At 52.2% G+C, this 11,822-nt stretch carries 6 protein-coding genes; 2 read left to right on the forward strand and 4 right to left on the reverse strand.

Annotation, left to right across the window (positions count from 1 at the left end; genetic code table 11):
* Nucleotides 1-175: 175 nt before the first annotated feature.
* From mltF to ACINK7_RS03840, 4 genes are read right to left on the reverse strand one after another with little or no spacing between them, the layout of a single operon-like run.
* Nucleotides 176-1,540, reverse strand: a complete 1,365-nt coding sequence (gene mltF / locus ACINK7_RS03825) for a membrane-bound lytic murein transglycosylase MltF (RefSeq protein WP_404359972.1) — start codon at nt 1,538-1,540, stop codon at nt 176-178.
* Between the two features lie 19 nt (nt 1,541-1,559).
* The gene (locus ACINK7_RS03830; RefSeq protein WP_404359973.1) at nt 1,560-5,303 is read right to left on the reverse strand and encodes a translocation/assembly module TamB domain-containing protein; all 3,744 of its coding nucleotides are present in this window, start codon (nt 5,301-5,303) and stop codon (nt 1,560-1,562) included.
* Nucleotides 5,300-7,117, reverse strand: a complete 1,818-nt coding sequence (locus tag ACINK7_RS03835; RefSeq protein ID WP_404359974.1) for an autotransporter assembly complex family protein — start codon at nt 7,115-7,117, stop codon at nt 5,300-5,302. Before ACINK7_RS03835 ends, ACINK7_RS03830 begins: the two co-directional genes overlap by 4 nt.
* A gap of 44 nt (nt 7,118-7,161) precedes the next feature.
* Nucleotides 7,162-7,563: a hypothetical protein gene (locus ACINK7_RS03840; protein WP_404359975.1), complete on the reverse strand. Its 402-nt coding sequence runs from the start codon at nt 7,561-7,563 to the stop codon at nt 7,162-7,164.
* A 257-nt stretch (nt 7,564-7,820) separates the two neighbouring features.
* Here ACINK7_RS03840 and ACINK7_RS03845 point away from each other — a divergent pair, with 257 nt between their 5' ends.
* Nucleotides 7,821-9,911: a TonB-dependent receptor gene (locus ACINK7_RS03845; RefSeq protein ID WP_404359976.1), complete on the forward strand. Its 2,091-nt coding sequence runs from the start codon at nt 7,821-7,823 to the stop codon at nt 9,909-9,911.
* 942 nt (nt 9,912-10,853) lie between these two features.
* The gene (locus tag ACINK7_RS03850) at nt 10,854-11,543 is read left to right on the forward strand and encodes a serine protease (RefSeq protein ID WP_404359977.1); all 690 of its coding nucleotides are present in this window, start codon (nt 10,854-10,856) and stop codon (nt 11,541-11,543) included.
* The last annotated feature ends 279 nt before the right edge of the window (nt 11,544-11,822 follow it).

Raw genomic sequence — 11,822 nt, forward strand, 5'->3', positions numbered from 1 at the left:
AAGGGGTATTCGACTCCCTAGATAAATGGAAACTTGTGCGGGACGGGTTATTTAGTCCGTCCCAATGTCTCAGTTTGTCCCAAGTAATTCGGCTAGCTTTGGCCAAGGTCGAAACGTTTAGGTCTGGTTTGTAAACCCGGCCCCTGGCAAGGTTCGAAAATATGCGTAATAACAATTAAATCGTCGTCGAGGTTTCCGTTTTACGCAGCAGGTCATGATAGAGTCGGATACGGTCGATATATTTGACTGAATCCTTGCCGGCCGCATAGCCGTATTTCAGGTTTTTGAAATGTCGCCTTTCCGACAGCAGCGGCAATACTTGTTTGATATCGGCCCAGACATTCGGGTTTTTGCCCATTTTTCTGGCCAGTTCGCGTGCATCGTACAGGTGGGCGATGCCGATATTGTAGGCGGCCATCGCGAACCAGATGCGGTCTTCTTCGGCAACTTCTTGAGGAATTCTTTTCAGCAATTGCTGCATGTATTTTGCACCGCCCCGGATGCTTTGTCTGGGGTTGAGCCGGTCATTTACGCCCAGCGATTTTGCGGTATTGTTGGTTAGCATCATCAAACCGCGTACGCCGGTCGGGCTTTTCGCGTCAGGGTTCCATTCCGATTCGCCGTAAGCCTGGGTTGCCAATAGTGTCCATGGAATGTTGTAGTCGGCCGCAACTTGTTTGAAATAAGATTTGTATTTGGGCAGGCGTTTTTTGACGCGTTGCAAAAAAACCGCAGCATCATGGTAGTCGAACAATTCGGCATAGCCGTAATAGCGTTCGTTGATCGCTTTTAGCGTCGAGTCGCTTTGTATGCGCGCGAGCCAATTTCCGATGTATTGCCTGAGAGTTGAGGAATTGTTCGGCAATGCCCAGGCCAGTTTTTCTTCGGATAGCGTATAGGCGTTGATTAGATTAGGAAAATGCAGGCGGTTAACTGTAACGATATTCGATTCGACGACCGTGCAATCGACTGCGCCGTTGGCGACTTGTTCGAGAACTTGCTCGGTCGATAACGTCGTGGTGCTTTGCCATGATAGTTCAGGGTACTGCTGCCTGATTTCGGAGAGTTTTTCATCGCTACGGCTGTCGGCAATGACCAGCAGTGAATGATTCAGCAGGTCTTCATTGGTCTTCGGCAGTTTGCCGCGTTTGTTGCAGACGACTTGTTGTTCGACCGTTTTGTAACTCGGCCCGTACTGGAAATGTTTCGCGCCATATTCGCTAGGGGTCAATCCGGCTGCGGCGATATGGCCTTCGCCGGCCGCCAGCGCCGCCATGATATCGAATGTGTTGTCGTAGACCTTGTATTCGACGTCGATATTCAACGACTGCGCCAATTGTTGCGTCAGTTCGTATTCGAAACCTTGTTGCGTGGCATCGTCGTGGTAATACGTCGTCGGCGCGTGGCGAGTCAAAACGATTAGCTTGCCTTTTTCGCGAATGTCTTCCCAGATACTAACCGGTTTTCGACTCATGTCGGTGTCGTGAACCGGCAATTGGACGAATAGCGGGATGAATAACGCCTGTAGCTTCTTTTTCATAACAGTACCTTTAGAGTGATCAGTCCTTTTCCAACCGGTACTTCAAATCGATCCTTTGCGATTCTCCGGCACGGGTCTGCAGACTAAAATTTTGATTCAATTTTTGTTCCAAAATGACGGCATAGGTATTGGAAAATAGGCCTAATGAAAAACCTAGATATAAATCGGGATTAATGTATTTGCCGAGGCGCACGGCGGTGTCTTCGAGACGCTGTGCTTCCTCGACCTCGAACTGATCGAAGCCTAACTGGTTACTGAGCCACGAAAGTTCGCCGGCTCCATAGTTAATCGCGGCCTTAGCCAGCATGTTGGCTTGCGATTCGCCGGTACGTTGTAACGACCGGCCGGTCAGCAGATAGGCGAGTGCATCGGATTCCGGCATCGGCGGCCGGCTCGATACTTTGGTTTGCGGCGATTTGGCCGGCCCGGTCACGGTCAATACCGCAGTCACATCTTCGCCGGTGGCTTTGCGTGTCGCTTCGAAGTTTAACCATGGATTGTCCACCGGTCCGTTGAATAAAAATTCGCCTTTTGCGATTGTCAAATCCTGGCCGTAAGCCTTGTATCTCGCATCTTTCATCGCGACCCGTCCAAGCATGCGTTGCGTGCCGGGCGAGGAAGTATAACGCAGATTGCCGGTCAGCCGGGTATCCATGCCGTAGCCGGAGAAGCGCACCTGTTCGCCGAGCAAAATGCCGATATCGGTTTGCAGATTTAAAGCGGTTTTTTCCTCCTCGATAATTTCCCGGTTGATGATGATTTCATCGGCACTGGGCGCGATCGCGGTTTCCGGTAATTCGATCAGTTTCAACTCGGCGTTGTCGACGGTGACGTCGCCGGTGACTCGGATTACCGCTTCGCTTTGCTTGACCGTCAGGCGCGGTGAGACGCTGATTTCGGCTTCGGGAATTCGGGCTATTTCGAATTCGCTGCCGGTAATTGATAGTTCCGCCGGAAAACCCGTTTCCGGATTCAGCTCGAAGGTGCCGTCGAGATAGAGCGAACCTTTACCGGAATCGATGCGTCCGGACAAGGCCAATTGTTCGGGTTGTCCCGGTTGCCCCGACAATCTTAGGTTAATATTGTGCGGATGAATGCCGATTTCAGGTACATCGAGTTCGGCATTGCTGAGTTGCAGCAGGCCGCTGATTTCCGGACGTTCGGTGTCACCGGCAAGAGTCAGGTCGGCCGTGATCCGGCCTTTGAGGTTTTCGATATCCTGCACTAGCTGATCGACCAGGTTTAAGTCGGCAATCGACGCTTGCAGGTTGCCTGTCAAAGACTGAGCTTTTGTTGACATGAGTGGTGCGGTTTTGATTTGCGCACTGATGAAGTCATGGCCGGTCAATCCGATGCGCAACTCGGCATCGAGTCGTTCGTCGCCGTATTGCGCTTTCATCCGAGTTTCGGACAAAGCAAAAATATGGGTTTTCTCTCCGTCTCGGGAAAGTTTAAGCGATGAGTTGGCGACTCCGGCTTCGGCATCGGCCGTCAGGCGCGCGCCTCGTTTCAGTAATTTGGCGTTGGCATTGATCGCACCTTCTAGGCTCATGTTTTCGGGCACCCACAGTTTAGCCATGGCCAAATCGATATTGCGTAATTCGGCAGTGGCGCTCAGGCGGCGCTCGATCGAGCCGTCGGCGCTTAGGCAGATCGCCGCATCGGCTTGAATGAGACAGTTTTGCGGCAGGTTGACACCGATATCGTCGCCTGCGAAATCCAGCCGAATCGGCCAAGACCGTTCGAGTTGCCATTGCTTGAGTTGCGCTTGGTCGATGTCGAGTCTTTCCAGTGTTGCAAGCCAGCGTTGATTTCGTAGACTGCCATTGATTTCGGTATCGAGCTTGACGATGTCGGAACTCAATTTCGCGTCGAATTGATGATCGTTCAAAGAGCCCGCACCGTGCAGCTTCAATTCATCGATCGCTTGCCCATCCAACTCTAAGCCTTGCAGAACTAGGTCGAGTTGCGAGTGCTGGCCCAAGGCTTCGGCATAGTCGAGATTCAGCGCTAACTGGCTGAATCTAAAATCTTGGTAACTGAGTTTATTGGCATTTAATTGAGCTTTGACGGCAGGGTCTAAATAATTGCCGCGTACAGTGCCGTTGCCCTTGATCGAGCCGGACAGTCCCGGCCAAACCGCCGCGAGATTGGGCGCATCGATAGAAAAATCGAGATTGGAGCGGGTTTCGGCCAGAATGCCGTCGGCCGTCAGGCGATTAGCGGACGATTGCAGCTGTAGTTTGTCGATTGTCAGGCGCTGCTCGGCGAAAGCGAGTTTGCCTTGACCTTGAATCGGGCTATCGAAAAGCGTGCCATGCAGTTTTTCGATCGTGAGCATGCCGGTCAATTGTTCTTCGGCAAAGCGTCCGGATACGGCGGCTTGAAGATTCAGCGAACCGCTGATGTCGGGCGTAAAATCGCCCGGATCGAGCCGTTGGGCATTCAGGTCCAGCGCGAAATCTATCGCGTCGCGCCACGAAACTTGGCCTTTCAGGTCCAACCGTCCTTGTTTCGGACGTAGAGACAATTGATGTATATCGATCGCTTCGGTACTGCCTTGTCCGTTGAAAATTAGGTCGAACGGCGGCAATTGTTCCATTGCCAGCTTGGTATTCAATTCAATCCGGTAATCGTCCAAGGTTCCGCTCAAGTCGAAACGGCCTTGTTCGGTTTCGACCTGGGGCGGGCCGGATAGCGGCCATTGCAGCTTTTTCCAATCGCCGGTTAAATCGACGCTGATCGGTTCGTCTGACCACGCAACACGGCCGGCAACGGTCAAATGGCCTTGTTTGGGCGCCATTTCCAGCCGTTCGAGCGTCAACGAATCGCTATCGCCATAGCCTGCCAATTGCAATTCGAACGATTCCTGCTCGGCCGACAGTTGTGCGGCCAGATCGATGCGGTAATCGTCCGCGTTGCCGTCGATCGTGAACTCACCCTTAGGGCTTGCGATATCGGCTTTGCCGTCCAGCGGCCATTGCAATCGTTGCCAACGGCCGGAGACCGAAAAGACCGGCACGCTGTCGGCCAAATTGAGCCGGGCCTCGTGATGAAAGCGAAAAGGCCCTTCGGCATGACCGATCAGCATGAGTTCGTTGAGCGTGCCCAGTGCGGTCATTTCACCGTCAATCGCCGGTGTTTCCGGAAGATTCAATTGCCAAGTCAATTGCGCCGATAACGGAAAATCTGCTTGCAGTTCGACTTCCGCGCGTCCGTAAATGGCTGCCTCCGGCATTTCCAGCGCGAGGCCTTTCAGGCGCAACGTATTATCGATCAAGGCGGCGCGCAGACGAAAGCGGTCGATCATGATGTCTTGCTCGCCGCTTCGGTAACGTGTCGCCTGTAAGTCGATATCATCGATTAGGATAGCCAAAGGGATGTTCGGCATCGAAAAAGGCTCGTCATCTACGGACTCGGGAGCCTCGCCCGTTATCTCGATTGATAAGCCGTTCGTTGCAAGCCTGCCGATATTCAGTGTGCCGCTCAACAAGGCCGAGGGCTTCCAGCCGAAAACGAATGTGTCCAGCGTGATCTGTTCGGTTTCGCTACGGTAGACGAGTTTGTTTAGGGTTAGCTCGCCAAGCAGCGTACCGTCGATGCGCTCCACTTCGGCATCGAGTTCGGCGACGCTTAACCCAGTTTGTATTAGCCAGCGGCTGCCCGGTTCAGTGCCGAGTATCGCCAACAGTGCGATCGGTAGACTAAACAGCACACCGATCAGTGTCAGCACGAGCGCCTTGAAAAAAGCTTTTGCGGTCACAGCTGCGATCCCGCCGAGAAATGCACCTGAAACGACGAACCCGATTCATGAAAAGGCACTGCGAAATCGATCCGCACCGGACCGACCGGCGATATCCAGCGGATGCCGAGTCCCGCGCCGATTTTTACATCGATATCGCCGAAATCGTTATGCGCGTTGCCGCCGTCGACAAAGGCCGCAACGCCCCATTGATCGCCTATGAATTGTTCGTATTCGAGGCTCAACACGGACAGCATCTTGCCGCCGATTACCTGTCCGGCCGCATTGGTCGGACCGAGTTCTTTGTATTCGTAGCCTCGTATCGATTGCGCGCCGCCGGCATAATAACGATATGTTGTTGGCAAATCCTCGAAATTACTGACCAAGCTTGCGCCGACATCGCCGCGCATGATGAAGCGCCCGGACCAAGGCACGCCGGTAATCAATCGCGCGCCGGCGCCGGCTTGCACGAAACTCAGCGACGAGACGACCGATTCGTGCGCGCCGGCCAAAGAAAAATTCAAGTGATAACCTTCGGTGGGTCGGATCGGCGAGTTACTGCGCGTGTATTGCAGGCGAACGCCGGGTATCAATAACAAGGCGCTGCTATCGACATCGGCCGATTGGAACGACTCGTAAACGAGATCCAGAAAGCCGATTTGCTGCCAGCCGCTCGGTGCTATGCGTTGCCGTTGTGCCGATACTTTGAACATATTCGAAGTGAATGTATCCGGTTCTTCATGCTTAAAACCCGCACCGAGACTGAAAAAGTCGCTGGTCGGTTGTTGTAGCGGAATGTTATAGCGGCTTTCCGCGGTCGACAGCACTGGCGACAGGTCCAGCGTCGCATTGAAAGTATGTCCGCGCCTATTTAGCCGCCGGTTGGTATAACCTAAGCTGAACAGCGGACCGAAATTCGTGTCGTAACCGACGCCGACTTCGTAGCTGTGTTTTTTTTGAGGATACAGTGCGATGTCGACCGGCACTTTTAAATCGACCGCGTCATCGATACGAGGCCGGATTTCTATGGTTTTGAAATAGCCGCCCGCGGTTAGATTGTTGTAGGTGTTGGCGAGTTTTCGGCTCGAATAAGACTCGTCTTCTTCAAACGGAATAAAGCGTTGAACGAAGTCCAGATTCAGAATGTCTTGATCAATCTTGACTTCGCCGAAGAAATAACGCTGTCCGGATGCGAAATCGAGAATGATTTTGGCGCTGTTGCGTTCGGTATCGACTTTGATCGCGTTTTTCAGAAAGCGGGCGTCAAAATAGCCGCGTTCCTGGGCGAGCGATTGAAAACTGCTTTTGAACGATTCGTAGCGTCCATGATGCAGAATGTTGCCGGTTTTGATTGGGTTTCCGGTGAGCAATTGCTTATACGCCGTATCGAACTCCGCCTCTCCCGTGATACTGATGGCAAGTTCTTCGATGCGCACCGGCGGGCCGCGGGTGATTTTGAATTCGGCGTGCCAGCAGTCTTCGTTGAAGTCCAGTTTTTTTTCAACGCGGGTGTGATAGTAGCCTAGTGCCCGCATCGCTTTATCGATTTCGGTGTCGGCTTGCGCGAATAGGCGATTAATTCGCCATTGCGGTGCGTCGCAGGCTTCTTTCGACAGGCTCAAGAAGGCGCGCACATTGGCTTTTTGTCCGCTGCTGACGCCTGAAATGATGATCTCCGGAGTTTCGGGTTCAAAGACGTCGAACGGCAGCAGGCGTCGCAGCATGGCTTGAAAACCGCTTTCGCTTTCAGGTGTCGTAGCGGCGATGCCGTTGCAAGAAACAAGCAACAATGCCGGGAGACAGAGGCTTTTTCGGCACTTGAAGATGCTTATCATAAAAGTGAAGGCCGAAAATTTCGGCCCATGCTGTCAGGGATTGATTAATCGGACAACGGAAAGACTTCGATCGACTCGGCGGGTTGGGGCGCCGGGTAAGATGGATAAGCGCTTTCTTGAGGGCGACCGGTTTGGTAAAGCCTTTCGCCTTCTTCGAGTAGTTTTTTGCCTTGTTCGATCATGTTTTGGCCATCTTTGACTTGAAGCTCGCCTTGCGCGACCAGTTTCTTGCCTTCGTTAACCGTATCGCGGCCTTCAGCAATTCTTTTATTGCCGTCCTTGACCAGGCGGTTGCCTTCATTCCATTTAATGCCGGCTTCGATAAATGGACCGCCTTGTTTAATCATCAGATCGCCTTTGCTTGGTGCGGGCGTGTTGCAACCGGTCAATTGAGTAGCGAATACCGAAAGTACCGGCAATAGGATCGATAATTTGGTTTTTGACATGACTGGGCCTTTTGATTTGGAAAAAACGAGCCGGTATTATAACGTAATTAAGGAATTAGCGGGTTTCAGGAGGAGGATTCATTCGAAGGGCGAGAGGGATGAAAGCATTTTTGGGTTTGAGCTCAGATAGCGAAATAAAAATCCACTTGATGATTGTTACAATATAACGTATCTTATTGTTTTTTTATGGATCTCTTTGCTGTTTTGCGGAGAAATTTAAGAAATAGTCGCGATAAATTGCCGGTCAGTCTGAATTCATGCACAAATTATTTATATTATTGTTAGTTTCTTTCGCTTCGGTAGCTCATGCTGCCGATGAAAACAAAGCTTCGAAATCCATTATGTTGGATAAAATCGTTGTCAGTTCACCATTGCCGCAATCGGCTTCCGATACCGCTTTACCCGTGACTATTTTGAGCGGCGAAGAATTACGCCTGAAGGCGGGCAGCACGATCGGCGATACCTTGAAAAACGAGCCGGGCATTCATAGCCAATCCTTCGGTCCCGGTGTCGGACAACCGGTCATTCGCGGTCAAACCGGATCTCGGGCGCAAGTCCTGCAAAACGGCCTGGGTAGTCTCGATGCGGCCTCGATCAGTCCGGATCACGCGAACAGCACCGAGGGTTTTTGGGCCGAACGGATCGAGGTATTGCGGGGGCCGGCAACCTTGTTGTACGGCGGCGGCGCGATCGGCGGCGTAGTCAACGTGATCGATAACCGCATACCGGATCGGGTTCCGGACAAATTGATCGAAGGCGCGGCCGAACAGCGCTATAACTTCGTCAACGAAGGTAAGACCACGGCTTTCAAATTGGAAGGCGGCAAGGATTTCTTCGCCTGGCATCTGGACGGAATGTTCCGCGAAAGCATCGACATGCAGATTCCCGGATTGGCTGTCGACGAATCCGCCGAGGCCGAAAGCCATGACGATCATGACGATGAAGACACTTTCAATAGCCGGGGGCGATTGCTGAACTCGAACACGCGAGCGCGCACCGGAACCGTAGGTTTTTCCTTCGTCGGCGATCCCGGGTTTATCGGATTTTCCATCAACCATCTCGACAACAATTACGGGGTGCCGCTGGGTGCGCATGCACATCATGAGGAAGATGATCATGATGCAATGCCGGAGCGTGTGCGTATCGATCTTAAGCAAACCCGCTACGATATGAAAGGTGAAATCAAAGATCCGTTTTCTTTTGCAGATAGCCTAAGAGTTAGGCTCGGCTACAATGATTATAAACATACCGAAATCGAAAACGGGGAGAAGGGCACGGTCTATACCAACACCGGATTCGATAGCCGTCTTGAGCTGATTCAAAAACCTTGGTTACTGTTCGATCACGGCGTGGTCGGCGTGCAAACCAAAAATAGCGAATTCGAAGCAAAGGGCGATGAAGCGGTCGTGCCGCGTTCCGATATCGATTCGTTCGGATTTTTTACAATTCAGGACATTCATGCAGGGCCGATGACTTATGAATTCGGCGCTCGGGTCGAGCAACAATTCATCGATCCGGACGGCCAAAAGCAGAGCTCGCATACGCCAGTCAGCGGTTCGGCGTCGGCGCTCTGGCATTTTACCGATCAAGACTCGGTACGCTTGTCTTTTACCCATGCCCAGCGCGCGCCGGACGTACAGGAGTTGTTTTCCAACGGCCCGCATTTAGCGACCAACAGTTTCGATATCGGAAATGCAGGCTTAGAGGTCGAGGCTGCGAACAATCTGGAATTGGGGCTGCATTTCGAGCGCGACTGGGTTCATGCCGACTTCAATCTTTATCATAACTGGGTCAACAATTACATCGCGCAAATCAGAACAGGCGAGTTTTTCGATGAAGATCATGGCGAGATCGAGGATGAATGCGACGACGGTCATGAATGCTTGCCGGTTTTCCGGGCGCAACAGCGCGATGCGATCTTAAAAGGTTTCGAAGCGCAAGTGACCTTCCCGTTGCTGGAAACGCGTTACGGACATTTGGACAGTCAGTTTTTCGGCGATTATGTGCGGGGGCAATTCACCGACGGCAGCGATATTCCCCGTATGCCGCCTTTACGTTACGGCATGCAACTTTCGTGGGAGCATACGGCTTGGGCCGCGAATGTGCGCATTACGCGCGCCGAAAGACAGGAAAACCCGGGCGACAACGAGACCGAAACCCCCAGTTATTGGTTGTTGAACAGCACGGCGAATTATCGGATTAATGCCGGCGATACCGCCGATTTGTTACTCTTCGTCAAAGCCAGTAACCTGCTGAATCAGGATATCCGTAATTCGGTGTCTTATCTGCGCAATATCGCACCCGAAGCTGGGCGTGCCGTGGAGTTGGGTATTCGCGTCGCATTTTAGACGTTAAGGCCGTATATGCTTCGGATCTTGGTTCTAAACAAACTGCGCACTTCTTCCTCGTTCCCACCGCTCCAGCGTGGGAATGCATACCGATTCTGTTTCGGCAGCCAAAGTATGGATTCCCACGGAAGACCGCTCATCGTTATACACAAATATCGGGACACTTGCTAAACAGAGGTCATCGTATACCAGGGAACGGTGTTGTTTGATAAATCTGCGGATATTGAACGTTAGTGGCTTCGAAATCGCGATCTGGGGATCGCTCCCACAGAGTATCAGGCCCTCCCTTGTGGGAGCGACGCCTACGTCGCGACTATCGAAGCCGATATCGCTCAAGCACCAATAGTCTTTTCGGACGACACGGCAATCTAGCGCTCGGTCGCTACGTTTTGCACAAGTAGGTATTTTATACTTGTATATAAGGGCGAGCGGAGGACCGGGGGAACCAGAAAAACGATAAAAACCCGCGAAGTATATAATCTTATCTAATCCTGATTGCGTATAAGCTTCAGCCTATTTTAAGTCCAAACAAGGTTTTGTGTCGCTACCGCGACGTTTATGTGGAGTCGGTTCGCGGACCGACAGCCGCGATACTTTTCTTTGCTTGTCCAAAGAAAAGTATCCAAAAGAAAAGACACCCGGAGGCCGCTGTATCCTGCGCGCTGGCGATTCTGCCGAGGGTTTTCGGAAGGGCTATCCCTAGCCCTCCTAAAACGAGCGGTATCCCTGCCGCTCCCCTGGCGGGCTGTTCTCGGCAAAATCGCCAGTGCTCGGCGCGGCCTAACGGGGCCCGGGCGGGAGTTCTAAGCCAAAGCAAATTGGCTGAAGGTTCTAAGTAATCAGGTATCTAATTGACTTTAAGCATTCTTGCGGTAAAAGATCACGGATAGGTCGCGAAACAGTTGGCCGAGTTCTATTCGTGTACGCTAGCCGGGAGGAAAAATGAGCCGGATTCGAAGTGTCGAATTATTTTGGTTTTCTATCGGGCTTTTTTGCTCGTCTCAGGCTTGTGCCATAGAGCCCGACATGCAACTTTCGCTCAGCGTCGTCAAAGTGATCGCCCGAGATGCAGCCGGAAAAACTTATATGGGATCCGGCGTCATTATAGCGCCGGGCAAGGTCGCGACCAATTGTCATGTTACGCGAAATGCGGAGCAAATCGTCTTATTTAAATCGGGCCATGCTTATCCGGTATTGAAACAGGCCGCCCTGACGGAATTGGATGCCTGTATTCTCGAAACCGATTCCATTCCTTTACCAGCTGCGAAGCTGGCTTTATCCGCAGGCTACGCGGTTGGAACGCCGGTTTACATGTATGGCTATCCTTTCGCCTTAGGGATGCGCTCCAGACCGGCCTCGATTGTTGCCTTTCATCCTTATCATACCGGTCATGTATTCGAAATCGATGCCGGTTTCATGCAAGGAGCCAGCGGCGGCGGTATTTTTAACGAAGCAGGCGAATTGGTCGGCTTAATGACCTTTATCGGAAAGGAAGGCAATGATTTTCATTTTTATGCGATTCCTGCCGAGTGGCTGGTTAAGGCGGCGCAAGCGCCTTTCGTCGCGATCCATGCTTTCAAAGGGCTTAGCTTTTGGGAGAGCGGCTCTTTCAAGCCTGAAACCGAGCACTGATATCGTAATTATTTCCCCCCTATCGTTCCCACTCTCCAGCGCTTGCTGTTATACACATCTCTTTGAGCTAACCGGCTGGCCATCCAGCGCGGTGGTCAAATCACGCAATCGTCGGAACTCTGTAGGGTACGCTGTGCGTACCATGGCGCCCCGCCAATATTAACCTAAGCCCTTTGGTTTGACTTGGGTAGGGTTTCGGACCTTAGGTACGCGCAGCGTACCCTACAATTTATGTATAACGATGAGCGCAGAGCGTGAATTGCCGGGGGCTGGATAGTT

The sequence above is a fragment of the Methylotuvimicrobium sp. KM1 genome (genome assembly GCF_044788715.1).
GTDB lineage: Bacteria > Pseudomonadota > Gammaproteobacteria > Methylococcales > Methylomonadaceae > Methylotuvimicrobium.

What these genes read in the sequence shown, in the direction of transcription:
- mltF (WP_404359972.1), bottom strand. Translation starts at nt 1,540, where the DNA reads ATGAAAAAGAAGCTACAGGCGTTATTCATCCCGCTATTCGTCCAATTG.
- ACINK7_RS03835 (WP_404359974.1), bottom strand. Translation starts at nt 7,117, where the DNA reads ATGATAAGCATCTTCAAGTGCCGAAAAAGCCTCTGTCTCCCGGCATTG.
- ACINK7_RS03840 (WP_404359975.1), bottom strand. Translation starts at nt 7,563, where the DNA reads ATGTCAAAAACCAAATTATCGATCCTATTGCCGGTACTTTCGGTATTC.
- ACINK7_RS03845 (WP_404359976.1), top strand. Translation starts at nt 7,821, where the DNA reads ATGCACAAATTATTTATATTATTGTTAGTTTCTTTCGCTTCGGTAGCT.
- ACINK7_RS03850 (WP_404359977.1), top strand. Translation starts at nt 10,854, where the DNA reads ATGAGCCGGATTCGAAGTGTCGAATTATTTTGGTTTTCTATCGGGCTT.